This is a genomic window from Sporomusa termitida (assembly GCF_007641255.1).
Taxonomy (GTDB): Bacteria; Bacillota; Negativicutes; order Sporomusales; family Sporomusaceae; genus Sporomusa; species Sporomusa termitida.
The window spans coordinates 3,444,357-3,469,880 of record NZ_CP036259.1 but is presented as its reverse complement, the minus strand read 5'-3'; the positions used below and the strand labels follow the sequence as shown (position 1 = coordinate 3,469,880).

Annotated in this window: 23 protein-coding genes; all 23 read left to right on the top strand. The window is 55.4% G+C overall.

All coding sequences use genetic code 11. The annotated features are described in order from the left end of the window. Window positions 1-18 precede the first annotated feature (18 nt). On the top strand, window positions 19-363 hold the full coding sequence (locus SPTER_RS16295) for a phage holin family protein (RefSeq protein ID WP_144351338.1): 345 nt from the start codon (window positions 19-21) through the stop codon (window positions 361-363). A gap of 118 nt (window positions 364-481) precedes the next feature. Further along, on the top strand, window positions 482-1,279 hold the full coding sequence (locus SPTER_RS16290) for a Cof-type HAD-IIB family hydrolase (protein ID WP_144351337.1): 798 nt from the start codon (window positions 482-484) through the stop codon (window positions 1,277-1,279). 94 nt (window positions 1,280-1,373) lie between these two features. After that, window positions 1,374-1,799, top strand: coding sequence for a response regulator (locus SPTER_RS16285; protein WP_144351336.1), 426 nt, complete (start codon window positions 1,374-1,376; stop codon window positions 1,797-1,799). A 12-nt stretch (window positions 1,800-1,811) separates the two neighbouring features. Beyond that, window positions 1,812-3,500, top strand: a complete 1,689-nt coding sequence (locus SPTER_RS16280; RefSeq protein ID WP_144351335.1) for a putative bifunctional diguanylate cyclase/phosphodiesterase — start codon at window positions 1,812-1,814, stop codon at window positions 3,498-3,500. Between the two features lie 306 nt (window positions 3,501-3,806). Further along, window positions 3,807-5,543, top strand: coding sequence for a methyl-accepting chemotaxis protein (locus SPTER_RS16275; protein ID WP_144351334.1), 1,737 nt, complete (start codon window positions 3,807-3,809; stop codon window positions 5,541-5,543). A gap of 214 nt (window positions 5,544-5,757) precedes the next feature. Then, complete coding sequence (rapZ, locus tag SPTER_RS16270) at window positions 5,758-6,633, top strand: RNase adapter RapZ (protein WP_144352948.1); 876 nt, start codon at window positions 5,758-5,760, stop codon at window positions 6,631-6,633. Window positions 6,634-6,686: 53 nt separating this feature from the next. Further along, window positions 6,687-8,042 (top strand): gluconeogenesis factor YvcK family protein, encoded by a 1,356-nt coding sequence (locus tag SPTER_RS16265; protein WP_144351333.1) that lies wholly within the window; start codon window positions 6,687-6,689, stop codon window positions 8,040-8,042. Window positions 8,043-8,047: 5 nt separating this feature from the next. Next, entirely contained in the window at window positions 8,048-9,013 is a 966-nt protein-coding gene (gene whiA, locus SPTER_RS16260) for a DNA-binding protein WhiA (protein ID WP_144351332.1), read from the top strand. 190 nt (window positions 9,014-9,203) lie between these two features. After that, entirely contained in the window at window positions 9,204-10,292 is a 1,089-nt protein-coding gene (locus SPTER_RS16255) for a copper amine oxidase (RefSeq protein ID WP_144351331.1), read from the top strand. Between the two features lie 197 nt (window positions 10,293-10,489). Beyond that, on the top strand, window positions 10,490-10,630 hold the full coding sequence (scfA, locus tag SPTER_RS16250; protein WP_144351330.1) for a six-cysteine ranthipeptide SCIFF: 141 nt from the start codon (window positions 10,490-10,492) through the stop codon (window positions 10,628-10,630). A gap of 90 nt (window positions 10,631-10,720) precedes the next feature. After that, a complete protein-coding gene (gene scfB / locus SPTER_RS16245) occupies window positions 10,721-12,085 on the top strand; it encodes a thioether cross-link-forming SCIFF peptide maturase (protein ID WP_144351329.1) in 1,365 nt (454 codons plus the stop codon). A gap of 25 nt (window positions 12,086-12,110) precedes the next feature. Beyond that, window positions 12,111-14,381, top strand: a complete 2,271-nt coding sequence (gene hypF, locus SPTER_RS16240) for a carbamoyltransferase HypF (protein WP_144351328.1) — start codon at window positions 12,111-12,113, stop codon at window positions 14,379-14,381. A gap of 2 nt (window positions 14,382-14,383) precedes the next feature. Beyond that, window positions 14,384-14,611 carry a HypC/HybG/HupF family hydrogenase formation chaperone gene (locus SPTER_RS16235; protein ID WP_144352947.1) on the top strand — a complete coding sequence of 76 codons (228 nt, stop codon included), beginning with the start codon at window positions 14,384-14,386 and terminating at the stop codon, window positions 14,609-14,611. Further along, window positions 14,595-15,692: a hydrogenase formation protein HypD gene (gene hypD, locus SPTER_RS16230; protein ID WP_144351327.1), complete on the top strand. Its 1,098-nt coding sequence runs from the start codon at window positions 14,595-14,597 to the stop codon at window positions 15,690-15,692. The genes SPTER_RS16235 and hypD overlap by 17 nt, the downstream gene beginning before the upstream one ends. Continuing rightward, a complete protein-coding gene (hypE, locus tag SPTER_RS16225) occupies window positions 15,685-16,701 on the top strand; it encodes a hydrogenase expression/formation protein HypE (RefSeq protein ID WP_144351326.1) in 1,017 nt (338 codons plus the stop codon). Before hypD ends, hypE begins: the two co-directional genes overlap by 8 nt. Window positions 16,702-16,786: 85 nt before the next feature. Then, entirely contained in the window at window positions 16,787-18,211 is a 1,425-nt protein-coding gene (rpoN, locus tag SPTER_RS16220; protein WP_246105326.1) for an RNA polymerase factor sigma-54, read from the top strand. Window positions 18,212-18,267: 56 nt separating this feature from the next. Beyond that, window positions 18,268-18,411: a hypothetical protein gene (locus SPTER_RS24830; protein WP_170233305.1), complete on the top strand. Its 144-nt coding sequence runs from the start codon at window positions 18,268-18,270 to the stop codon at window positions 18,409-18,411. Between the two features lie 136 nt (window positions 18,412-18,547). Next, entirely contained in the window at window positions 18,548-19,585 is a 1,038-nt protein-coding gene (locus tag SPTER_RS16215; RefSeq protein ID WP_144351325.1) for a sugar-binding transcriptional regulator, read from the top strand. 13 nt (window positions 19,586-19,598) lie between these two features. Further along, the gene (gene gap, locus SPTER_RS16210; protein WP_144351324.1) at window positions 19,599-20,606 is read left to right on the top strand and encodes a type I glyceraldehyde-3-phosphate dehydrogenase; all 1,008 of its coding nucleotides are present in this window, start codon (window positions 19,599-19,601) and stop codon (window positions 20,604-20,606) included. Between the two features lie 77 nt (window positions 20,607-20,683). Further along, window positions 20,684-21,871 (top strand): phosphoglycerate kinase, encoded by a 1,188-nt coding sequence (locus tag SPTER_RS16205; RefSeq protein ID WP_144351323.1) that lies wholly within the window; start codon window positions 20,684-20,686, stop codon window positions 21,869-21,871. 21 nt (window positions 21,872-21,892) lie between these two features. Beyond that, window positions 21,893-22,642: a triose-phosphate isomerase gene (gene tpiA, locus SPTER_RS16200; RefSeq protein WP_144351322.1), complete on the top strand. Its 750-nt coding sequence runs from the start codon at window positions 21,893-21,895 to the stop codon at window positions 22,640-22,642. Between the two features lie 23 nt (window positions 22,643-22,665). Next, window positions 22,666-24,207, top strand: a complete 1,542-nt coding sequence (gpmI, locus tag SPTER_RS16195) for a 2,3-bisphosphoglycerate-independent phosphoglycerate mutase (RefSeq protein WP_144351321.1) — start codon at window positions 22,666-22,668, stop codon at window positions 24,205-24,207. Between the two features lie 12 nt (window positions 24,208-24,219). Next, entirely contained in the window at window positions 24,220-25,509 is a 1,290-nt protein-coding gene (eno, locus tag SPTER_RS16190; RefSeq protein ID WP_144351320.1) for a phosphopyruvate hydratase, read from the top strand. Window positions 25,510-25,524: the final 15 nt, after the last annotated feature.

Genomic DNA, 25,524 nt, shown 5'->3' with positions numbered 1-25,524 from the left:
AGGAGGGGATTAAGTCCGGTGACAGGTTTTTTGTTGCGAATCATAATCAATGCAGTTATTTTGGTGGTCATGGTGGCCCAGCTGCCGGGTATTTTTGTGGATACTCTGGGCGGGACACTGTTGGGAGCGACGATTGTCGGTCTGGCCAATGCCGCCATCAGACCGCTGTTAGCCCTGGCGGAGCTGCCGTTTAATATGCTGACCCTGGGCGGCGTTACGGTGATGACCAATATCTTTACCCCGTTCATGGTCGTTAAGGCCCTGCCGGGGTTTCAGGTAACCGGTGCCATTGCCTTGCTGGCAGGCGTATTGCTGATGACTCTGTGCAGCTTTACCTTGTCTAAAGTGATACAGGACAGGTAAAAATTATGGGATTTTGCCAACCGCAAAATTCCTTTTTTATTATAGCGTGATGACTGCCGTAACCAGGTTTGCAGCCAGGAATTCCACGCCGTTATTCAAGCAGCAAAGGAGAGTAATAATGAAGATAAAACTAATAGCCCTGGATTTGGACGATACCCTGCTGGACAGTAAGCTGGCCGTTTCACCGCGGGCCTGTGCGGCGATCCGCAAGGCCGTGGCAATAGGGGTTATGGTAACGATTGCGACCGGGCGGATGTACGCCTCGGCCCTGCCTTATGCCAGGCAGCTGGGGCTTGATGTGCCGATTATTACTTATAACGGGGCGCTGATTAAGTCCTGTTTGTCGGGTGAGGTACTGCTGAACAGACCGGTCCCCCGGGAGCTTACCGGCCAGATCCTGGCCTTATGCCGGGAGCGGGGCTGGCATGTCCAGACCTATGTCGATGATGAGCTCCATGTGGCTGAGCTTAACCATTATGCGCAGCGTTATGCGGAACTGGCCGGGGTACCGGCGGTTGTGCTGGGCAACCGTTTATACACGGAAGCGGGCTGCCCAAGCAAGATCCTGATTATGGCCGACCCCGCTGAGATTGTAAAGATTTCCGGGCAGTTAAAAGCTGCGTTTGCCGGCAAACTCAGTATTGCTGTTTCCAAACCGACTTTTCTGGAGCTTACCGACCCGCTGGCCAATAAAGGACAGGCCCTGGCGTTTCTGGCCGACGGGCTGGGCATTAAGCAAGCGGAAATCATGGCGCTTGGCGACAGCGGCAATGATTTGGCGATGGTGCAATATGCCGGCTGGGGCGTAGCGATGGGTAATGCCAATGCCGCCGTCAAAGCGGCCGCCCGGCTCGAGACGCTGTCCAATGATGCTGACGGGGTCGCAGAAGCCATTGAAAAATACATATTGCGATAGCGATGTAAAAAATCCTTGTAATCTGACACCATTCAGCAGGAAATTACAGGCGCAGGTGAGAATATCCATTACCAAAAGGCTGGGGAGGCTCAATATGCGGGATAAGAGCATGAGTATACTGCTGGTGGAAGATGATGAAGTGGATATCATGAATGTAATGAGGGCCTTTAAAAAAATTAACCTGACCAATCCGCTATACATAGCCCGCGACGGGGTTGAGGCGTTAGCCCTGCTGCGCAGGCAGAGCGGCCCTGACGGTATGGGCCGGCCGGGGATTATTTTGCTGGACATTAATATGCCGCGCATGAACGGGATTGAATTCTTGCGGGCAATCAGACAGGACCCTGAGCATAAGATCCTGCCAGTGATCGTTTTAACAACTTCTGATGAGGAATGTGATGTGATTGCTGCCTATCAGCTCAATGTTGCCGGTTACATTATTAAGCCGGTGTCCTTTGAGCAGTTTGTTGAAGCTATGGCGGCGCTGGATCATTACTGGACCTTAAGTGAAATGCCATAAGGGAGGCTTGGCATGGTTGAAGAACTCCGTATACTGCTGATTGATGACGACCAGGTTGACAGGATTATGGTCATACGGGCGCTGAAGGCGGCGTACGTCGATATTGTAATCGATGAAACCGATAATGGCGCTGATGGCCTAGCGAAAGCCCGGGGGGGCGGCTATGACTGTATTTTTCTGGATCATTGCCTGCCTGGTGATAACGGATTAGCCGTGCTGTCGGCGATCCGGGCGGCCGGCGTCAAAACGCCTGTGATTATTCTGACCGGCCAGGGAGACGAACAACTGGCTGTTGATTCCATGAAGGCCGGGGCCACTGACTATCTGGTGAAAGGAAAACTTTCCGAAGAAATTCTGTCCCGGGGCTTGCGGACCGCGATCAGGCTCGGCCGGGCCGAGGCCATGATCGAGTATTTATCCTATTTTGACCGGGCAACAGGTTTACCCAACCGCCTGCTGCTGATTGACCGCCTGATGATGGCCCTGTCGGCAGCGGAACGTAACGGTGGGATGATGGCCTTGTTTTTTGTCGGCATTGATCGCTTTAAGGTTGTCAATGATACGTTAGGCCATAGTATTGGCGATAAACTTATTAGTATTATTGCCATCAGACTGACCCGGTGCTTAGGGGAAAAAGCAGTGGTAACCCGGGTTGGCGGCGATGTGTTTGCCGTCTTGCTGCCGGACCTGGTTGAATCTAAAATTGCAGCAATATTTGCTGAAATTATGATTGAAGAAATTCGCCGGCCAATCGACCTGAACGGCTATAGCTGGCATGCAGCCGCCAGTGTCGGCATTGCGGTCTTCCCTGATGACGGTCAGGATGTGGACTCGCTGCTGAAAAATGCCGAGTCGGCCATGTACCGGTCGAAGGAGCAGGGCGGCGCCGGCTATCAGTTTTATACCAAGAGCATGAACGAAAAGGTGCTGGAGCGGATTGTGCTGGAGAACAGCCTGCGGCAGGCCCTCAGCAATCAGGAAATGGTCGTGTATTATCAGCCGCTGATTGACAGCTTCACCGGCCGTACCGCCGGCGTTGAGGCGCTGGTCCGGTGGCAGCATCCCGAACGCGGCCTGGTGCCGCCCATGGAGTTTATCCCGCTGGCTGAGGAAACAGGCCTGATCGTGCCCATTGGCGAGTGGGTGCTCAGGACGGCGTGCGCTCAGAATAAAGCCTGGCAGGATCGTGGCTATCCGCCGGTCGTGGTATCGGTAAATTTGTCCGGCCGCCAGTTTCGTCAGCCTAATTTTATCGGCCGGGTCAGCCAGATTCTGGCTGCCACCGGTTTGGCTCCTGAATATCTGGAACTGGAGATAACCGAAACCATTGCCTTGCAGGATGTCGATTATACGATTGCTATCCTTAAGGAACTGGGGGCAATGGGCATCAAAATTGCTATTGATGATTTTGGCACAGGCTATTCATCCTTGAGTTATTTAAAGCGGTTTCCGATTACCACCCTTAAGATTGACCGGATTTTTATTCAGGATGCCACCCGGGAGGCCGAGGATGCGGCCATTATCTCTGCTATTATTGTTCTGGCCCATAATCTCCGGCTCAAGGTTGTGGCTGAAGGTGTGGAAACAGTGGAACAGCGTGCGTTTCTGCGGGAGATGAATTGCAATACAATGCAGGGCTATTTATTTAGCCGTCCGCTGCCGGCTGCGCAGGTGGAGACTATGCTGGATCGCCAATGGTAGCCCCGGGCGGTCCCCTTTTTTCGCGAGTAGCGTAAATATTTTAAAATATTGGTACGGCTTTCGCAAAGTGTATCTTGTCAAGTGACAGACAACCTGGTATTATTACACTATAAACACATATAGGTGATAGCAAAGACGCTTTTGTACAGTGATAGCAATGCTGGCTTAGAAGCGTTTTTTTTTATCCTGTAAGAAAGTATAACTTTCCGTCTGGATAAGGGCAACATCGGCTTCCGCTTTCGCCAAGGCTCGGCGCAAGCCGTGTTTTCTTTATATAGGGATATTAGCGGGCTGGGGGAGATACATATGGTACTTAGAAAATTGAAGATAGGTACTAAAATCAGTCTGGGGTTTACGGTTATGCTGGGCTTGATTATTATGCTGGGGGCCATAGCTTACCTGTCGATGAATTCTTTTGGCAAGACCCTGGCTTCGATTGATGCGGCCAACAAACGGTTACAGCTGGCGCTGCAGATTGAAAACAGCTTTGGGGCCGGTGTGGCCGGCACCCGCGGGTTTATTGCCTACGGGGATGAAAAATTTGCCAAGCTGCAGGATCAGTCGATGAGTAATACTGTAGTGCTGGAACACCAGCTTATTGATGTAGTGGATGAAAACTCCCGCCAGGATGTACAGAAACTCATTCAGCTGACAAGTAAGCATGCCGACGGGGTTGTCAATGATCTGGCGCCGGTGGTCCGTGCTTACCATCAACAGCTGGCGGCAGGCAATGCGGCTGAGGCGCAGCAGCTGAAAGCGGAGGCCGCTGTCATTAATGCCCGGATTACACCTTATTCTGAACAGATTGCCGATATTTTGACAAAAGTGGTCAAAGCTAATAAGGCAATTGTGGATGAACAGTCAAGCAGTGCCTATATAAGTATGGACCGGCTTTTAGGCATTACGGCCCTGGTGGCCCTGGTCGCCGTTCTGGTTGGCGGCGGGCTCAGCCTTCTGCTCACCCGCATGGTGTGCCGGCCGATTGAAAGTATGCTTACTGTTGCCAACAGCCTGGCCGAGGGTGATCTGAGTATTCCGGTCAAACAGGTCGCTGATGGTGATGAACTGAGTAAGCTGGCGGCGGCGCTCAATACCATGCAGAGCCGTTTTAAAACCACCATCAGGGCGATCCTGGGCTCTGCCGGCCAGGTGGCGGCCGCCGCGGATACCCTGGCGGCTGTTGTGGAGACCTCGGCCCGGGCCGCCGGCCAGGTGGATGAATCAATCGCGCATGTCGCCACCGATGCCGAGGGTCAGTTAGCGGCCGCCAACGATGCCCTGGCTGTTGCCGGCCAGATGGCGGCCGGCATTCAGCAGATCGCCGCCAATGCCGGTACGGTCGTGGCGGCATCACAGGATACGGCAGCTGCGGCTCAGTCGGGCAGCAGGACCGTGGGTAAGGCGGTGTCCCAGATGGAAAACATTGAAGCAACGGTCAACAGCCTGGCGGCTGTGGTTGGTAAGCTGAGCGGATATTCCCAGCAGATTGGCGAAATCGTGAATGCCATTTCCGGGATTGCCAGTCAGACCAACCTCCTGGCGCTGAATGCCGCGATTGAAGCAGCCCGGGCCGGCGAGCAGGGACGGGGGTTTGCCGTGGTGGCCGAGGAGGTGCGCCGCTTAGCTGAACAGGCCAGTCAGTCAGCCAAACAAATCGCCGCTCTGATTGGCGAAATCCAGTCTGAGACCGGTTTAGCGGTCACCGCGATGGAATCGGGGACCCGTGAGGTCAGGCTGGGCGCAGAAGCCGTTCACACCGCCGGTGGCGTCTTTACCGAGATCGCCGCCCATATTGCCACAATGTCGGCAGAAATCCGGGAAATATCGGCCGCCATATCGGAAATGGCCGGCGGCAGTCAGCGCATTGTCACTGCAGTCGAGGCGTTTTCGGCCAGCAGCAGGGATATTGCCGGTCAGACCCAGACGGTAGCCTCCGCCAGCCAGGAGCAATCGGCCTCGATGCAGGAAATTGCGGCCTCCGGCCAGGGGCTGCAGCAGATGGCCCAGGAGTTGCAGACCTCTGTCAGTAAGTTTAAGCTATAAATTTGGCATCGGCAGTTCCTGTTCAGCAATGACGGGAACTGCTTTTTGCTTTTTTCCCGGCCCTGCCCTATAATTAAGGTGTAAGTATTGCGGGCACTTTGTTTCGGAACAGAAAGCCCGGCTTTGGCTATAGCGGCTGCTAATCAAATCAGCAGGGATCCTGGGGCCTGTTTTAAAGATAAGGGGAGGAAAAGTTGAGATGTTCACGATGACGATAGATAACTTTCGCCTGGTTATTATCACCGGCATGTCAGGTGCCGGCAAGTCTCAGGTGATACGGGCGATGGAGGATTTAGGCTACTTTTGTGTGGATAACCTGCCGCCGATGCTGATTCCCAAATTCGCTGAACTTTGTGCTCAGTCGGGCGGCAAGGTTTCCAAGATTGCCCTGGTGGTCGATATCCGCGGCGGCGAATTTTTTGATACCCTGGCGCAGGTGCTCGAGGGGATGGAAAAGCAGGGGCATTTGTATGAGATTCTCTTTCTGGAAGCCTCCGACGCCACCATCATCCGCCGTTATAAGGAAACCCGCCGCCGTCATCCCATGGCGCCCCATGGCCGGATCAGCGAGGGAATTAACCGTGAACGGGACCGGCTGGAGCAAATCCGGGGCCGGGCAACCCATATTATCGATACCTCCGGTCTGTCCACCGCAGAGCTCAAAGGCAAAATAACGCTGTTATTCGCGGAAGAACGCGAACTGGAGCGCATGACGGTGACTGTTGTCTCCTTTGGCTTTAAATACGGTATGCCCCTTGACGCCGATATGGTGATGGATGTCCGTTTTCTCCCCAATCCATTTTATGTGGAGTCACTCCGGCGCAAAAGCGGTCAGGAGGCTGTGGTGGGTGAGTATATCTGGAAATGGCCTGTTACCCAGCAGTTTATGGAAAAGCTGGCCGGCCTGATTGACTTTCTTGTTCCCCATTATGTCAAAGAAGGAAAAAGCCAGCTGATTATTGCCATCGGCTGCACCGGTGGTCTGCACCGTTCGGTGTTTATTGCGGAAAAGATGTTTGAGTATCTGAAGGCCAAAGGCTTTAAAGTCAATGTTGAACACCGGGATATTAAGCACAACGTCATTGAATGATCGGGCGTCAGAAACTGCGCAAGTCAAAATGATTGAATGATGCGGGTGATTATATGCACTTTTTGAAATGGTTATATCCAGGGATGAAGTTTAAGCGCTGGCTGCTGCTGTTTTCGGCAGGCGTTATTTTAGTCAGTTTAGGTTTGGCCATTGTCTTTAACTATAAATATATCGGTGTGGTGGAAGAAGCTATTTTCCGCTTGTTTTACCTGACGACCGGCAACTATTATTATGCCGTTACTACCGTCGCCGGGCTTACTATTGTTGTTTTGGGCATGAGCATTATGCTGGCGGCCACGCGCCAGATTATCAAGTCCGTTATCAGTGTCCTGGTGCCGGAAGGGTCCGATAAGCTGGTTGAGATTATTTTTGAAAAACGCAAGCTCAACCGCGGGCCGGCGATTGCCGTCATTGGCGGCGGCACCGGTTTGTCGGTACTCCTGCGGGGGATTAAGAGTATTACCAGCAATATCACCGCCATCGTGACCGTCGGCGATGACGGCGGTTCATCAGGCCGGCTGCGTAAGGATTTTGGCATTATCCCGCCGGGGGACTTGCGCAATTGCCTGGTGGCGCTGGCCGATACCGAGCCCTTGATGGAGAAGCTGTTTCAGCACCGGTTTGGCGGCAGCGGCGAGTTGGCCGGTCATAGTTTTGGCAATTTATTTATCGCCGCTATGACTGAGATTGTTGGCGATGTTGAACTGGCGCTCAAAGAATCGAGCAAGGTACTGGCCGTGCGGGGGCAGGTCCTGCCTTCTTCGACTGAGCCGGTATTGCTGCTGGCGGAAATGACGGACGGCACCGTGGTGCAGGGAGAGTCGCAGATTCCGCTGTCCGGCAAACGCATAAAACGGGTAGCGATAACGCCGGCCGATGTCAGGCCGGTTAAAGGGGCTATTGAGGCGATTCGTGAGGCCGATGCCTGTATTTTAGGCCCCGGCAGTTTGTATACAAGTGTGATTCCAAATTTGTTGGTTAACGGCGTCGCCGAGATGCTGCGGGAAAGCGACGCTGTTAAGATTTATATTTGCAATGTGATGACCCAGCCGGGAGAAACCGACGGCTATACTGCTTCCGACCATATCAAGGCCATTATTGACCATGCCGGCCCGGGTTCGATCGACATGGCGATTGTTAATGTCCAGGAGGTGGCGCCGGAGCTGCGGGAGTTTTATGCCCAGCGGGGAGCGCAGCCGGTTGTGCCTGATCTGGACCGCATTGAAGCGATGGGCGTTAAGGTGGTTAAAGCCAATCTGATCAGTGAAACCAATCTGGTCCGTCATGATCCGGCCCGCCTGTCCCGTACCATCATGTCCATGGTCTATGACCTTAAGATCAATTCCGACCGGATGCGGCTGTTGGACTACTATATTATGGCCGAAAGCATTAAAAAGCTAAAGGACTGAAGACTTTGTCGTTTTCTGCTGAAGTAAAAAATGAACTGGCTCGTATTATCGGCGAGCAAAGCTGCTGTTTAGCCGCTGAACTGGCGGCCTTGATCAGGATGGGTGGTTCGATGGCGATTGGCGGCAATAACAATCTGGGCATTAATTTCAGCAGTGAAAATGCTGCTGTCACCCGGAAGGTACTGAGTCTTATCAAACGGTATTCCGATGTAAAAACCGAGGTGGTGGTTACCCGTGGCCGGCGCCTCAAGAAGAGTAACACCTACCATGTCCGGGTTATTCCCTCACCGGGCGTTAATGATCTGCTGGCCGCTCTGGGGATCATGGGGGCGGACGGCCTGAATGTCCAGTCTGACAGCAGCATTCTCCGTAAAGTATGCTGCCGCCGGTCTTATCTGCGGGGCGCGTTTTTAGGCGGCGGCTCCGTTAACCGCCCGGAAGGATCCTACCACCTGGAACTGGTTACAGGCAATGCGGAACTGGCCAAGTCGCTGGTCAGAATTATGAAGTCTCTTAGCCTGCCGGGCCGGATGACGGACCGGAAGGACGACTACATAGTCTATCTTAAAGACGGCAATGCCATTACTGCTTTTCTCCAGATTATCGGCGCCCATAACGCTTTATTGCTGTTTGAGAATGTCCGGGTGGTCAAAGATATGCGCAATCAGGTAAACCGGCTTGTTAACTGTGAAACCGCTAATTTGCAGAAAACGGTTAATGCGGCTGTGCGCCAGGTGGACAGTATCAGCCTGATTGCCCGGCACCTGGGGTTAGACAAACTGCCGCCGGCGCTGCGGGAGGTCGCTGAGGCCCGGCTGGCACACCGCGAAGCCACCCTAGCGGAATTGGTGGAAGCCCTGGAAGGGCGGGTCGGCAAATCCGGGATCAATCACCGCCTGCGCAAACTGGGGGAGATTGCCGAGTCCCTGCGCAGCCGGCTGCCGGCAGAGGCGCAGGAGCAGAATGAGTAGTTAATATACCCGGCCCCGCTGCGGTCTGTGGGCGTTTCATCTTCGGCTGCTGCGGGCCCGCCTGTATGCCACGCTGGCAGTCCTGGCTTCCTGACCGGCTTGCTGGTAAAATCTCCCTGCAGGTTGCTGGCCAGGCAATAGTTTGCTATAATTGCCTGGAAGGCGATTGGCCTGTTAGGAGGTATGCTATTTGTTTACTTGGTTTCGTCAGGCCGGTGTTGCCGTTGCTGTCACCATGGCCGTTAATTTTGTCTCAACCCCCCAGCCAGGCCTGGCTAACCCTGGTCCAACCGCACCCTTTGATGTTTCCCGGGTTACCGAACTGCCTGCGACCGTGACTGAGCTGGGCGGAACGCTGCTGCTTTCCGACAGCCCGGAGATGGTTCCGGCCGACGGTATTATGTACCAGGACACAGTCGCCGGTAATGTCCGCCTTTTCTTCCATCATGTGAATGCGACCAGGGAGTTAAAAAAGGTGGTCGTGCTGCTTGTTAATGAATCGCGCACCGCGGCCCAGGTTATTGTCAATCAGTATGGCCTGGGCGGTCCCAGCCTGGACTATCTGGCCGTGGGGAAGATTGCTCAGCTTAACTACCTGAACCAGCACGAGGTCGAACTGATCGAGGTACCGGCTAAAGGTACGGCCCTGTTGGAGCCGGTGCTCAATGAAACGGTGGTTGTCCCCGATGCGCTGGTTAATGGCATCTACGATTTTCAAACCAAGGAGCCGGTGAAGGTGGTTGTTATGATGCTGCCGGTTGAGGCTGATCCGGCTGAGTTTATTAAAAAAGCGAAGATATTGCCCACCGACAGTCAGCGCCTGCGAGGCACTTTCGCCGGCCGGGACCGGCTGGTTGTGCCAACCCAGGTATATGATTCCACCCGCGACGGCGTGCTGGGGATTACGCTGGCCGACCATAAGCTGGACACCTATGTGGCCGGCATTGATGCGACCGACGGCTCGCCAGCCCTGAATTACGGTAATTATGGTGTTTTGTACAGGGTATTTTTGCCAACCGCCTTTGAACAAAACTATGCCGTTTATCTAAACCCCCGGGGCGGGGAATATGCCGGCGGCCTCAAGCTTAAATACCGCCACCGGGAGGAGGCCGTCGTCGGCACCCCGGCGGACAGGCTGTTTTTTGGCAGTAAGACGTCAACCGACATGGACCATCTCGGTGATTTCAGCGGCGGTCAGTCGCTGTGGCTGACCTTCTCACCGCCCGGTGCCTCGAACCTGCCGGTCAAAATTATTCTGGCCCCGGTCACCCGGCAGTAGCCGACGGGAGTGCCAAAGGGATGCGAATGTCAGAGGGACGGTTCTTCTGACATCTGTCAAAAGAACCGTCCCCTTGACAGCGGTCCCGGCGGGCGCGTGCGTTTGGCTATTGCTTCCTGCCGGTAAAAAGGCTAAAATAGTATAGTAGAGTTTTACTTATTTACCCACATATTGAGTAGGCAAGGAGGGAATTAACTATGAAAAAGCATATTGTGACTATCAATAAAGCATCGCTGGCCCAAACTGTACATACAGGCGGCTGCGGGGAATGCCAGGCTTCCTGCCAGTCGGCCTGCAAGACTTCCTGCACTGTCGGCAATCAGGTCTGCCAGAAGTAGGCACAGCCCAGCCCCTTGCCCCGACAGGCCAAGGGGCTGTATTTTTGGAGCGGCATTTTTAAGACGTCGCCGGTAGAAAGAGGAAGATCAATGCAGGTTCATAAGTTCTATCTAAACGGTCTCTATATTGTACTTGATATTAATAGCGGCGCCGTCCATCTTGTCGATAAGCTGGCGTATGATATACTGGATATTTATGACGGTGCGAACGCTGAGCAGGCTGTTGCCGCCCTCCAGCCTGCCTATGCGCCGGCGGCGGTGAGGGAAGCGGTAGCCGAGCTGGCGGAGCTGGTACAGGCCGGGCAGCTATTTTCCCCGGAACTGACGGTACCGCTGACTTTTAGTGAACAGCCGCTGGTTAAATCCTTATGCCTGCATGTGGCCCATGACTGCAATCTGCGCTGTGGCTACTGCTTTGCGGGCACCGGTGATTTTGGCCGGGCCCGGGGGCTCATGTCCCGGGAGATTGGGGAAAAGGCGGTTGATTTTATTATTGCGGGCAGCGGCCGGCGCCGTAATTGCGAACTGGATTTCTTTGGCGGCGAGCCGCTGCTGAATATGGATACGGTCCGTCATGTTGTCAGCTATGTGCGGCAGCGGGAGGCGGAAACCGGCAAGGTGTTCAAGCTGACGCTGACGACAAATGCCCTGTTGCTGACAGAGCCGCTGATTGAATATTTAAACGAAAATCAAATCAGCCTGGTGCTCAGCCTGGACGGACGGGCGGCAACGCATGACCGGATGCGTCCCTGTGTTAACGGCAGCGGCAGCTATGATCTGGTGGTTAAGCGCTGTAAGCAGGTTGCCGACGCCCGCGGCGACCAGAACTATTATCTGCGGGGCACGTTTACTGCTTACAATCTCGACTTTGCGGCCGATGTACTGTCCATGGCCGAGCTCGGGTTCAGTCAGCTGTCGGTGGAGCCGGTGGTGGCGAAAGACGCTGCTTACGAACTGACGGCAGCGCACCTGCCGGAGCTCTACCGCCAATATGAACAACTGGCCGTGGAATATCTGGAGCGCAAGCTGGCCGGCAGGGGGTTCGACTTTTTCCATTTTAACCTGGATTTAAGCAATGGTCCCTGTGTGGCCAAACGCCTGAGCGGTTGTGGCGCCGGCCATGAGTATTTCGCCGTAACGCCGGCAGGCGATCTTTATCCCTGCCATCAGTTTGTGGGGCGGGATGAATATAAGCTGGGCAATATAGATACAGGAGTCGTAAACAGTGCGCTGCCGGTAAAATTCCGGCAGGCCCATGTGTTGAATAAACCGTCCTGCCGTGAGTGCTGGGCGCGGTTTTATTGCAGCGGCGGCTGTCATGCCAACGCTGATTTGTTCCACAACGACCTGCTGAAACCGTATGAGCTGGGTTGTGAATTGCAGAAAAAACGGCTGGAATGTGCAATTATGATCCAGGCCAAACTGGCGGTTGCCTGTCAGAAGCCGGCGGACTGAAGCTTAACGCTAAGGAGTTTCGTATATGAGGTGTGCAGCTGTTCATATTCATATAACCGGTATTGTGCAGGGGGTGGGGTTCCGCCCCTTTGTTTATAATCTGGCCGGCCGCTATGGCGTAACCGGCTGGGTTGCCAATGATGCCAGCGGGGTTGACATTGCCGCCGAAGCGGCCGGGGACCGGCTTACCGCCTTTATTACGGCCTTGCAGGACCAGGCGCCGCCCCTGGCCGTCATTGAGTCGGTTGCGGTCCGGCCCGGGGCGCCGCAGGGGTATACAGGCTTTGCCATCAGAGCCAGTGCTGACGGCGCCGCGAAGACTGCGCTGGTTTCGCCTGATGTTGCCACCTGTGCCAGCTGCCGCCGGGAATTGCTGGACCCGGAAGACCGGCGGTACCGTTATCCGTTTATCAATTGCACCGATTGCGGCCCCCGTTATACCATTATTGAGGATATTCCCTATGACCGCCGGGCGACGACAATGCGCCGGTTTGCCATGTGTCCGGCCTGTCAGGCTGAGTATGACAACCCGGCCAACCGGCGTTTTCATGCCCAGCCGAATGCCTGTCCGGTGTGCGGTCCCCAGTATCGCTTGCTGGACCGGGAGGGCCAGCCGGCCGCCCCGGCCGCACAGGACGTCTTTGCGGCTGCCGGCCGGCTGATTGCCACCGGCGCCATCCTGGCCATCAAGGGCATTGGCGGCTATCACCTGGCGGTTAACGCCTTTGACGGTGCAGCGGTGGAACGGCTGCGCAGGCGCAAGGTCCGGGAAGATAAGCCGTTTGCCGTTATGGCCGGCAGTCTGGCGGCGATCAAAGCCCGCTGCCGGGTGTCGGCCGCCGATGAACGGCTGCTGGTCAGTGCGGCGCGGCCGATTGTGCTGCTGCCCAAGGCTGCAGGCTATGATCTGGCGGAGATGATTGCACCGGGGAATCCGTATGTGGGCTGCATGCTGCCGTATGCCCCGGCCCATACCCTGCTGCTGGCGGCAGGTGATCTCTGGGTTATGACCAGCGGCAATGTCAGCGACGAGCCCATTGCCCATGAAGATGCCGATGCTGCCGCCCGGCTGAAGGGTATTGCCGACTATTTTCTTGTTCATAACCGGGATATTTACTGTCAGGCCGATGATTCGGTGGTTAGAACCGTATTGGATCAGCCCTATTTCCTGCGCCGCAGCCGGGGGTATGTGCCGGCGCCGGTCAGACTGGGGCGGGCACTGCCGCCGCTGCTGGCGGTGGGCGGTGAGCTCAAAAACACCTTTTGCCTGACCCGCGGCCAGCAGGCTTTTATGAGTGCTCACGCCGGCGATCTGGCGAATGTGCCGACCTATCAGGCCTATATGGCGGCGATTCTGCATTGGCAAAAATTGCTTAATGTTGCGCCCCGGGTGGTGGCCCATGACCTGCATCCTGACTATTTGTCAACAAAGTATGCCGCCACCCTGGCGTTGCCCAGTGTGGCCGTGCAGCATCATCATGCCCATATTGCCGCTGTTATGGCCGAGCACCGGCTGACCGGGCCGGTTATCGGCGTGGCTTTTGACGGCACCGGCTATGGTCCGGACGGTACCCTGTGGGGCGGTGAATTTCTGGTAGCCGACTTAACCGGCTACCGCCGGCTGGGTCATCTGGCCTGCCTGCCGCTGCCGGGCGGGGCCAAAGCCATCAAAGAGCCGTGGCGGCTGGCTGTCTGGCTGTTGCAGGCGCTGTACGGCCCGCAGTTTGTCGAGCTGCCGCTACCGTTTGTGCATAGGCTGCCGTCAGGCTGGCCGCTGGTACTGGCGGCTGCCGGCCAGGGCCTTAACACACCGCTGTCCTCAGGGGCCGGCCGGCTGTTTGATGCTGCGGCGGCGCTGCTGGGCATCAGGCAGAGTATTAACTATGAAGGCCAGGCGGCGGTGGAGCTTGAACTTGCCGCCCGGGGGGCGGCCGGACGGGTGCTGCCCTATGACGTCAGTAAGGCCGGGGAGCTGCGGATACTGGATTTTAAGCCGGTGTTTGCCGAGTTGTGCCAGGCAATGATAAAAGGGCTGCCCATACAGCAGCTGGCGGCGGATTTTCATACTACCCTGGCTGCCGCCACCTGCGAGCTGGTGGCAGCGATCAGCAGGACCACCGGCATCAAAGCGGTCGCTTTAAGCGGCGGCGTTTTTCAAAACCTTACTCTATTGACTCAAGTTATCGGAATGCTCGCGCAATATGAGCTTACAGTATATCTACACCGGCAAACGCCGCCGAATGACGGCGGCCTGGCCCTCGGCCAGGCGGTGATTGCCGGGGAAAGGAGCCGGTGAATATGTGTCTGGCTGTTCCTGCCAAAATTATTGAACGAACAGAATATATGGCCACGGTGGAGATTAGCGGCGTAACCCGTCAGGTCAGCATCATGCTGCTGCCGGAGGCGGCAGTGGGCGATTATGTACTGGTTCACGCCGGTTTTGCGATTCAGGCGATTGATGAGGAAGAGGCCCGGCGGACGCTGGCATTGTTTAAGGAGTTGGATCAGTATGCTGCTGACAGCTGAAGAAACAGCCCGTGCCGCCCGTTTTTTCACTGACGGCATAACCTGTCTGGCTACCCGGCCGGTACGGCTTATGGAGGTGTGCGGCACCCATACGGTTGCCATTTTTCGGGCCGGTATCCGGCAGCTGCTGCCGGCGGCTGTTGAACTGGTCAGCGGTCCCGGCTGTCCGGTGTGCGTGACCCCTAATGAATATCTGGATACGGCCATTGCCTACAGCCGCCGCCCGGGTACAATTATTACCACCTTTGGCGACATGCTCAGGGTGCCGGGCTCAGAGTCCAGTTTAATGGCGGAAAAGGCCTGTGGCGCCGATATCCGTATTGTCTACTCGGCCCTGGACAGTCTGGCTATTGCCAGGGATAATCCCGGCCAGGCGGTTATCTTTCTGGCTGTCGGCTTTGAGACCACTGCCCCGACGGCAGCGGCCACTATCCTTCAGGCCGACAAACAGGGCCTGACTAATTTCTTTGTCCTGTCGGCCCACAAATTGGTGCCGCCGGCCCTTAAGGCCATTTTAGCCACACCGGCAACCAAGGTTGATGGTTTTTTGCTGCCCGGACATACCGCTGCCATCAGCGGTCTGGAACCCTACCGTTTTGTTGCCGGGCAATTTGGGGTGCCGGCCGTGGTTACCGGCTTCGAGGCGCTTGATATTCTCCAGGGTATTTACATGCTCCTGCAGCAGCTGCAGCAGGGGCAGGCTGAACTGCAGAATCAATACCGGCGGGTGGTTAAGACTGAAGGCAATCCGGCGGCCAGGGACATACTGGATCAGGTGTATCAGCCGGCCGGTACCGGCTGGCGGGGGTTTGGCGAGATTGCCGGTTCAGGCTTGGAATTAACGGCAGCTTTCCGGCGGTTTGACGCCCAAGCGGCGCTGCCGCTGACGGTTGCCGGGTCACGGGAACCGGCCGGCTGCCGTTGCGGCGAGGTGCTGCGCGGCTTGATTACTCCGCCGGCCTGCCCTTGCTTCGGCCGGCACTGCACCCCGGAGCAGCCGGTGGGGGCGTGCATGGTTTCTGTCGAAGGGGCCTGTGCCGCCTGGTATAAATACGGGCAAGGACGGTGGAGCTGTGAATAACCGGGAGAAACGCATTTTACTGGGCCATGGCAGTGGCGGCCGTCTCAGTCATGAGCTAATCAGGAATATTATGCTGCCGGCCTTTGCCAATCCGGCCCTGAGTGAGCTCCACGACGGGGCCCGGCTGGATGTAGGCGGTACCCGCCTGGCCTTTACAACCGACAGCTATGTGGTTAAGCCCCGGTTTTTTCCCGGCGGCAATATCGGCAAGTTAGCGGTATGCGGCACCGTTAATGATTTAGCGATGTGCGGTGCCCAGGCCGCGTATCTGAGCGCCGGCTTTATTCTGGAAGAAGGTCTGTTATTGTCTGAGCTGACGTTAATTGTCGAATCGATGCGCCAAATGGCAGTGGCGGCCGGGGTAACGATTGTTACCGGTGATACCAAGGTTGTGGAAAAAGGAGCTGTGGACGGCATTTATATTAACACGGCCGGGATTGGCGTCCTGCTGCCTGGTGTCAACATTGGCGCACCCGGTGTTAAACCCGGTCAGGATATCATTGTCAGCGGCTATCTCGGCGATCATGCCGTGGCGGTTATGAGTGAGCGGCACGGTCTAACGCTGCCGGCGGCAATTGCCAGTGACTGCGCCCCGCTCAACCAGCTGGTGGCGGCGGTGCTGACCGCAGTGCCGCAGGTGGCGATGCTCCGTGACCCTACCCGGGGCGGGCTGGCAACCACGCTTAATGAGATTGCCGCCGAGGCCGGCGTGGGCATGATCCTGGAAGAAAATACACTGCCGGTGCGGCCGGAAGTGCAGGCTGTCTGTGAATTACTGGGATTTGATCCTTTATATCTTGCCAATGAAGGAAAAGTCGTATTTATTGTCGAAAAAGAGTATAGTGGAAAAGTTCTGACGATATTGCGGCAAAACCCGCTGGCGGCCGCGGCCCGGGTGATTGGGTCTGTAACCGCCCAGCCGGCAGGGCAGGTGGCGCTCAGGACTACCGTGGGCGGACTTCGCCTCTTAGATATGTTGTCAGGCGAACAATTACCGCGGATCTGCTGACATATTTTCTAATGCTTGTCATATTATTATGGTATAGGGGCAGGCAAAAGGTCTGCCGGATGCCACAGGGGGAGGGTTAACAGGTGTGCAGTTAGACTATGGACTTAAATTAGAAACAACACAAAAACTAATTATGACTCCTCAATTACGCCAGGCAATTGCCATTCTGCAACTTCCATCCATGGAATTGGCGGCTTTGGTGGGCAAAGAACTGTTGGAAAACCCGGTGCTTGAGGCTGATGCCAACTATAATGAAAATGAAAATGAGCAGGAGAATGGCGACGAGTTACCGGCGGTGCCGGAGCCAACCGGTGCCGAATATGACAATCAGCCTGAGGCTGATGGCTGGATTGAATATCTGCTGGGCGGTACACCGGTAGCCGGCGGTAGTCAGGCCGGGATGTCGGAGCCGACCCAGGCCCGGGAAGTGGCTGATGCCCAGACGGTATCATTACAGGATTATCTGGAAATGCAGCTGCATTTTGCTGTGTTTGAACCAATTCATCTTACAGTCGGCAGATACCTGATCGGCAGTATTGATGATAATGGCTATTTATGCGGTACACTGGCGGAAGCAGCAGCCCGGCTAGGGGTTGCCGGGGAGTGTGCGGAGGATGTTCTTGCAATTATTCAAACCTTTGACCCGCTGGGGGTAGGGGCGCGCAACCTGCAGGAATGCCTATTGCTCCAGCTGGCGCAGCAGACGCCGGGTCCGGAGATCCACCTGGTTAAGGCAATTATCGCCGAACATCTTGATCAGGTGGCATGCGGCCGCTATAAACAAATTGCAGACAAGCTGCATTGTACTCCTCACGAAGTACAGCAGGCCGTTGATATTATCCGGACGCTTGATCCGAAACCAGGCCGGGCTTTCGGGGGCGGTCAGCCTGGCTATATTACCCCCGATGTTTCGATTGAGCGCCTTAATGGCGAGTATGTCATTCTTATTAACGACAATCATGTGCCGCAGTTGTCAATCAATCCTTATTATCGGCAAATTGTCCGCGAAGCCGACACTGATGCCCGCAAATATGTCGAAGGCCGGATCCATGCGGCTGTCTGGCTGATAAAAAGTATTGAACAGCGTCGCCGTACCTTATATAACGTGACTGAAGCTATTATTAGCCTCCAGCGCGATTTTTTTGACCACGGCCCCAAGTTTTTGCGGCCATTGACGATGAAAAAAGTGGCCGAACAGATTGGCGTTCACGAATCAACAGTGAGCAGGGCCACTGCCAACAAGTATGTCTGTACTCCCCATGGGGTATTTGGCATGAATACTTTTTTTACTGCCGGTCTGCAAAGTACCGGGGGCGAGGATATTTCCGCCAGCCGGGTCAAGCAGGAACTCAAAGAGCTTATTGTTGCCGAAAATCCGAAACAGCCCTTAAGTGATCAGGCGTTAAGCGATCTCTTAAACGGCAAGGGGATTATGGTTTCGCGCCGGACAGTCGCTAAATACCGGGAGGAGCTGACGATTCCGGCCTCAAGCAGGCGCAAAAGACATTAATGTTGTGAATATTTAGATCTCTAACTGCACTGCGGTTCTGTTAGAGGTCTTTTTATTTGTTGTTGTGCCGGGTGTTAGCCGGTATTGGCGCCGGGATCGCAAAATACCGAGGCAATGCTGACAAATGCGGTGGGCGGGGCTTGATCCCCGGCATTGTCAAAGAAGGCGGCCTGGTCGTGGCCACCGCCGGCGTTCCGTAAAAAAAACCCATATTTTTGTTAAAAATGCAGGAATTTCATTACGCCGGGCGAATAGTATTAACATGAAACAGAGATTTTGCTACCGTTACGGGACAAAATATGTTCAACCGGGACAGTTTGCGACCCAAAGGGGATTATGGTGGATAAGATTATTCAACTGCAGCGCAAGATTGCGCCTGAATTAACGCAAGTAATTGAAGCAAGGTATAATCTCCTGCGGTATATTCAGCATGCCCAGCCTGTTGGCCGCCGGGCAGTGGCAATAATGCTGGCTATGGGGGAACGGGTTGTCCGGGCGCAGGTAGACTGGTTAAAGGCGGCCGGGCTGGTCGAGTTTTCCCAGCTAGGCATGAGTGTGACGGCCGAAGGGCAGGCGATGCTGGCCGATCTGGCTGAATATATTCGCCTGCTGCATGGTTTGGTCGGGCTGGAGAATGAACTCTCGGAGCGGCTGCAGCTGAACCAAGTGATTATCATCCCCGGCGACAGCGAGGCCGACAGCACCGTCCGGCGTGAACTTGGCCGGGCGGCGGCAGGTGTACTTGGCCAGCATCTGGGAGATAATATGGTTGTTGCCGTAAGCGGCGGTTCAACTATGGCCAAAGTGGCGGAAGCCGTCAATTTTAGTGTGCCGACAACTGCGGTTGTACCGGCCCGGGGCGGCCTGGGCGAGGTGGTTGAGTATCAGGCCAATACCATTGCCGCCGTACTGGCGGGCAAACTGGGCGGGCGTTACCGCCTGCTGCATATTCCCGACGGGGTCAGTGAGGAAACCATGGAAGTGATCTTAGCCGGTGATGCCAATCTGGGGACTGTGGCTGAAATCATTAAAAAAGCCAATATATTAGTATATGGCATTGGTGATGCGGTTGAGATGGCGCAGCGGCGCGGTTTGCCGGCAGCAACCATTGCCGAAATTGAACGGCGGGGGGCCGTAGGTGAAGCCCTGGGGCAATATTGTGCCTTGCCGGGGGAGATTGTATATGTTACCAGCAGTATTGGTTTACGACTGGATGACCTGGCCGGTATTGGCACTGTAATTGCCGTAGCCGGCGGCAGTGCCAAGGCTAAGGCTATTTTAGCGGTGGCCGGCACCGGCGGCCAGGATGTGCTCATTACTGATGAAGCCGCAGCCAAGGCCATCCGGTTACTTATAAACACAAATTTAATTTAGGGGGAATTTCATAATGACTATTAAAGTTGGAATTAACGGTTTTGGCCGTATTGGCAGGAACGTTTTTCGGGTTGCTGTCAACAATCCTGATTTTGAAATCGTTGCTGTCAATGACCTGACTGATGCTAAAACACTGGCCCATCTTTTAAAATATGATTCAGTCCATGGGACGATGAACGCTGAGGTTAAAGCCGTGGACGGCGGCATCGCCGTTAACGGCAAACTGGTTAAGGTGCTGGCGGAAAGAGATCCGGCCAGCCTTCCCTGGAAGGATATGGGTGTAGACGTTGTGGTGGAGTCGACCGGCCGATTCACAGAAAAAGACAAAGCCCTGGCTCATGTTAAAGCCGGGGCCAAGAAGGTTATTATCTCGGCGCCGGGTAAAAATGAGGATATTACTATTGTTATGGGCGTAAACCAGGATAAATATGATCCAGCCAGCCATCAGGTTATCTCCAACGCATCCTGCACGACCAATTGCCTGGCCCCGTTTGCCAAAGTTTTGCAGGAAAAATTCGGCATCAAATCAGGCTTAATGACAACCGTTCATGCTTACACCAATGACCAGAATATTCTGGACCTGCCCCATAAGGATCTGCGCCGCGCCCGGGCCGCCGGCGTGTCGATCATTCCGACCACGACCGGAGCTGCCAAGGCGGTGGCGCTGGTGCTGCCTGAACTCAAAGGCAAACTCAACGGCTTTGCCCTGCGGGTTCCCACCCCGAATGTATCGATTACCGACCTGGTGGCGCAGCTGGAAAAACCGGCTACGGCCGAAGCTGTCAACGCCGCGCTTAAAGAAGCCGCCAATAACGAACTCAAAGGGATTATGGCTTTTTCCGAAGAAGAGCTTGTTTCCAAAGATTATAACGGCAATCCCCATTCCTCCATCGTCGACGGCCTGTCTACCATGATGGTGGGCGATAATCTGGTCAAGGTCGTTTCCTGGTATGATAACGAATGGGGCTATTCCAACCGGATTGTCGACCTCATCAGCTTTATTATCGGCAAAGGCCTATAGCCCTGATTTCAAGAAGCAATCTCAGACAGCGTTTGGGATTGCTTCCTCTCTCTAAGCTCTAACTGGAGGAATGACACATGAATAAAAAGAGTTTGAATGACATCTGGGTGGCCGGCAAGAAGGTGCTGGTACGGGTAGACTACAATGTCCCGATGGATAAAGAAGGCAATATAACTGACGATACCCGCATCCGGGCCACGCTGCCCACCCTGGAATATTTACTGTCTAAAAATGCGGCTGTTATCTTAGCCAGTCACCTGGGCCGCCCCAAGGGGAAGGTCGCCCCGCAGTTTTCCCTTAAACCTGTGGCCCTGAGGCTGTCCCAGCTGCTGTTTGGCCGTGAGGTCCGGTTTGCTGCCGACTGCGTGGGCCCGGAAGCCCAAAAAATGACGGCAGCCCTTGGCGGCGGCCAGCTGCTGCTGCTGGAAAATCTGCGGTTTCATGCCGAAGAAGAAAAAAATGATCCTGATTTTGCCAGGCAGCTTGCCGGCCTGGCGGACATTCTGGTTAATGACGCCTTTGGCGTTTCTCACCGGGCCCATGCCTCGGTGCATGGTATCACTAAATATATTCCGGCTGTATCCGGTTTCCTGATGGATAAAGAGCTGCTGTTCCTGGGGCAGGCTGTTACCAACCCGGCCCGGCCCTTTGTGGCCATCATCGGCGGCGCCAAGGTTTCGGATAAAATCGGCGTTATTAAAAATCTGCTGCATAAAGTGGATACCCTGATTATTGGCGGCGGTATGGCCAATACCTTCCTGGCAGCCCAGGGCTATCAAACCGGCAAATCGCTGGTTGAGGCCGATAAACTGGAGCTGGCCCGGGAACTGGTGGCAGTCGCCAAGGCTAAGGGTGTCAGCCTGCTGCTGCCGGAGGATGTGGTCGTGGCCGACCGGTTTGCCGCCGATGCCGTCCGGAAAACGGTGGGTGTGGCTGAGATCCCGGCGGAATGGATGGCGCTCGATATCGGTCCGGCCAGTGCGGCCAGCTTTGCGGCCGCGTTAACGGGGGCGCAAACGGTGGTCTGGAACGGCCCCATGGGGGTATTTGAGTTTGATGTTTTCGCTGCTGGCACGGAAGCGGTAGCGCAGGCGGTGGCGGCTTCAGGGGCCAAGAGCATTGTCGGCGGCGGCGACTCTGTCGCTGCCCTGGAAAAGTTAAAGCTTGCCGGTAAGATTACGCACATATCAACAGGCGGCGGGGCCTCGCTGGAGTTTTTGGAAGGCAAGGAACTGCCGGGAATTGCCGCTCTGGCCGACAAGTAGAAAAAGTAAGGAGTTGAGACGATGCGCAAACCTATTATTGCCGGCAATTGGAAAATGCACAAAACAGCCGGGGAAGCGGTTGCTCTGGCCGGGGAGCTGCAGGCTCTGACTAAGGCTGCGACCGCTGTTGAGCTTGTCATTTGTCCCCCCTTTACCGCCTTGGCGGCGGTAGCCGGGGTTGTGGCCGGGTCGGCTATTGGCCTGGGCGCGCAAAATATGCACTGGGAAGACCAGGGGGCTTTTACCGGTGAGGTTTCTCCCGGCATGGTCAAGGATATTGGCTGCACTCATGTCATTATCGGCCATTCTGAACGGCGTCAGTATTTTGCGGAAACAGACCAGACCGTGAATCTAAAAGTAAAAGCCGCCTGCAAAGCCGGCCTGACTCCTATCCTGTGCGTCGGTGAAACCCTGGCTGAACGGGAAAGCGGGGCGACGGAACAGGTTGTGGGCGGGCAGACCAACAGCGGCCTGGCCGGTCTTACGGCTGAGCAGGTGGCAAAGCTGGTAATTGCCTATGAGCCGGTTTGGGCCATCGGTACCGGCCGTACGGCTTCCGCGGCTGACGCCAATGCCGTATGCGCCTTTATTCGCAGCACCGTAGCCGCCGGGTTTGGGCAAACTGCCGCCGGGCAGGTCCGGATTCAGTATGGCGGCAGTGTCAAACCTGATAATATTGCTGAACTTATGGCTAAACCGGATATTGACGGGGCTTTGGTAGGGGGCGCCAGCCTGGAGGCCGGTTCCTTTAGCAAGCTGGTTAAGTTTTAGGACTGGATAAAGGAGACAAAACGATGGCAAAATTAGCAGCGCCCATTGCCCTTGTAATTCTGGATGGCTGGGGCATTGGCCGGGAAGAAGACGAGTTCAACTCGATTGCCAGAGCCGGTACACCGCATATCAGCCTGCTCACCGAGTTATACCCGGCAACCAGCCTGGTCTGCTCCGGTGAGGCTGTTGGTTTGCCGGCCGGGCAGATGGGGAACTCCGAGGTGGGCCACCTGAACATTGGCGCCGGCCGCATTATTTACCAGGAGCTTACCCGGATCAGCAAGGCGATTGCCGACGGCGATTTTTTTACCAATCCTGTACTCTGCCGGATCTGCGAGCAAACGCAAGCCGCCGGTACTGCCCTGCATCTGATGGGCTTAGTGTCGGACGGCGGGGTGCACAGCCATATTACCCATGTGTATGCCCTGCTGGAACTGGCGAAACGGTATGAAATCGAGAAAGTCTATGTTCATGCCTTTTTGGACGGGCGCGATGTGCCGCCAACCAGTGCCATTACCTACATTACCGCCCTGGAAGAAAAAATGACGGCCCTGGGGACCGGCGAGATTGCCACTATTGCCGGCCGTTATTACGCGATGGACCGGGATAAGCGCTGGGAGCGGGTCAGCAAGCAGTATCAGGCGCTGGTTCATTGCCAGTGCACGGAGGCGACCAGTGCTGTCGCGGCCGTGGAAGCCTCTTATCAGGCCGGGGTAACCGATGAATTCATCGAACCGGTTGTAATTGCCGGCTGCGGCTATGCGGGGATTCAACCCAATGACGGCGTTATCTTTTTTAACTTCCGTCCGGACCGGGCCCGGCAGCTGACCTGGGCGCTGACCGACCCTGCCTTTGCCGGCTTTGAGCGGGCCAACGGCTGCTTCCCGCTGTATTTTGCCAGCATGACCCAGTATGATGAAAGCTCCAGTGTGCCGGTGGCGTTTCCGGCCAGCCATCCGGCCAATACCCTGGGGGAGGTATTCAGCCAAGCCGGCTATACGCAGCTGCGGATTGCCGAGACTGAAAAATACGCCCATGTCACCTATTTCCTGAATGGCGGTGAGGAGCAGCTTTTTCCCGGTGAAGACAGGGTGCTTATCCCGTCGCCGAAGGTTGCTACTTATGATCTGAAACCGGAGATGAGTGCCCCGGAGGTCACTGACAAGGTGATTGAGGCCATACACTCCGGCAAATACGACCTGATTATCCTCAATTATGCCAATGGCGACATGGTTGGCCATACCGGGTTCCTCGATGCCGCTGTCAGGGCGGTGGCAACTGTTGACCAGTGTGTCGGCCGTCTGGTTGAGGCGATGCGGGCCCGGGGCGGTATTACCCTGATTACAGCTGATCATGGTAACTGCGAAGTGATGAAAGACCCTGTGACCGGTGAACCGTTCACTGCCCATACTACGAATCAGGTGCCGTTTATCATGGTGGCCGAGTCCCAGCGGGGCCGCAGGCTGCGGGCGGGGATTCTGGCCGATATCGCCCCTACCATTTTAGACCTGGCCGGTGTGGAACAACCGCCGGAAATGACCGGAAAAAGCCTGATTGAAAAATAGGAGGAAAATAACATGCCTACAACCATTGTTGATATTCTGGCCCGGGAGATTATGGATTCCCGCGGCAATCCCACGGTAGAGGTTGATGTTTTACTGGAAGACGGCACCTTAGGCCGGGCGGCTGTTCCCTCCGGGGCCTCCACCGGCGCTTACGAGGCGGTGGAGCTGCGCGACGGTGACAGCACCCGGTATCTTGGCAAAGGTGTGCTTAAGGCTGTGGAAAACGTGAATGAGCTGATTACGCCGGAGATTGTCGGTATGGATGCCCTGGATCAGATCGGTGTTGATCAGGCGCTGCTGGAGCTTGACGGCACGCCTAATAAAGCAAAATTAGGCGCCAATGCGATCTTGGGTGTATCGATGGCTGTGGCCAAAGCAGCCGCTGCCGCAGCAGGGCTGACTTTGTACCAGTATCTGGGCGGTACTAATGCCAAAGAACTGCCTGTACCGATGATGAACATCTTAAATGGCGGCAAACATGCCGACAATAATGTGGATGTGCAGGAATTCATGGTGCTGCCGGTGGGGGCGGAAAGCTTTGCCGAGGCGCTGAGAATGGGCTCGGAAATCTATCACAGCCTGAAAAAGGTTCTGGCCGGCCGCAAGCTGGCAACTGCAGTCGGTGATGAAGGCGGTTTTGCCCCTAATCTGGCTTCCAACGAAGAAGCCCTCAAGGTTATTATTGAAGCGATTGAAAAGGCCGGTTACAAACCGGGTGAGCAGGTTATGCTGGGCCTTGACGTTGCCGCCACTGAATTATTTAAAGAAGACGGAAATTACCATCTCGAAGGTGAAGGTGTTGTGAAAACTCCGGCTGAAATGGTGGAATACTATAGTCAGTTAGTTGACAAATATCCGATTATTTCGATTGAAGACGGTATGTCGGAAGATGACTGGGACGGCTGGAAACTCCTGACTGAACGGTTGGGCAGCAAAATTCAGCTGGTAGGCGATGATCTGTTTGTTACCAATGTGGAACGTTTAAGCACCGGCATTGCCAGCAGAACCGCGAACTCAATTTTGGTGAAGGTGAACCAAATCGGCACCCTGACCGAAACCTTTGATGCCATCGAGATGGCAAAGCGGGCCGGCTATACGTGCGTTATCTCCCATCGCTCCGGCGAGACTGAGGACGCTACCATTGCCGATATTGCCGTCGCTGTGAACGCCGGTCAGATCAAAACCGGTGCTCCGGCCCGGACCGACCGGGTGGCGAAATATAACCAATTGCTCCGGATTGAGGAACAGCTGGGTGATTTGGCCCAATACCGCGGCCGGAAAGTTTTCTATAACCTGAGATAAGGTTCGCGGAGGAAG

What these genes read in the sequence shown, in the direction of transcription:
- SPTER_RS16205 (WP_144351323.1), top strand. Translation starts at nt 20,684, where the DNA reads ATGAATAAAAAGAGTTTGAATGACATCTGGGTGGCCGGCAAGAAGGTG.
- SPTER_RS16275 (WP_144351334.1), top strand. Translation starts at nt 3,807, where the DNA reads ATGGTACTTAGAAAATTGAAGATAGGTACTAAAATCAGTCTGGGGTTT.
- SPTER_RS16215 (WP_144351325.1), top strand. Translation starts at nt 18,548, where the DNA reads ATGGTGGATAAGATTATTCAACTGCAGCGCAAGATTGCGCCTGAATTA.
- scfA (WP_144351330.1), top strand. Translation starts at nt 10,490, where the DNA reads ATGAAAAAGCATATTGTGACTATCAATAAAGCATCGCTGGCCCAAACT.
- gpmI (WP_144351321.1), top strand. Translation starts at nt 22,666, where the DNA reads ATGGCAAAATTAGCAGCGCCCATTGCCCTTGTAATTCTGGATGGCTGG.
- SPTER_RS16285 (WP_144351336.1), top strand. Translation starts at nt 1,374, where the DNA reads ATGCGGGATAAGAGCATGAGTATACTGCTGGTGGAAGATGATGAAGTG.
- SPTER_RS16235 (WP_144352947.1), top strand. Translation starts at nt 14,384, where the DNA reads ATGTGTCTGGCTGTTCCTGCCAAAATTATTGAACGAACAGAATATATG.
- gap (WP_144351324.1), top strand. Translation starts at nt 19,599, where the DNA reads ATGACTATTAAAGTTGGAATTAACGGTTTTGGCCGTATTGGCAGGAAC.
- hypD (WP_144351327.1), top strand. Translation starts at nt 14,595, where the DNA reads ATGCTGCTGACAGCTGAAGAAACAGCCCGTGCCGCCCGTTTTTTCACT.
- SPTER_RS16280 (WP_144351335.1), top strand. Translation starts at nt 1,812, where the DNA reads ATGGTTGAAGAACTCCGTATACTGCTGATTGATGACGACCAGGTTGAC.
- SPTER_RS16265 (WP_144351333.1), top strand. Translation starts at nt 6,687, where the DNA reads ATGCACTTTTTGAAATGGTTATATCCAGGGATGAAGTTTAAGCGCTGG.
- SPTER_RS16290 (WP_144351337.1), top strand. Translation starts at nt 482, where the DNA reads ATGAAGATAAAACTAATAGCCCTGGATTTGGACGATACCCTGCTGGAC.
- tpiA (WP_144351322.1), top strand. Translation starts at nt 21,893, where the DNA reads ATGCGCAAACCTATTATTGCCGGCAATTGGAAAATGCACAAAACAGCC.
- scfB (WP_144351329.1), top strand. Translation starts at nt 10,721, where the DNA reads ATGCAGGTTCATAAGTTCTATCTAAACGGTCTCTATATTGTACTTGAT.
- hypF (WP_144351328.1), top strand. Translation starts at nt 12,111, where the DNA reads ATGAGGTGTGCAGCTGTTCATATTCATATAACCGGTATTGTGCAGGGG.
- eno (WP_144351320.1), top strand. Translation starts at nt 24,220, where the DNA reads ATGCCTACAACCATTGTTGATATTCTGGCCCGGGAGATTATGGATTCC.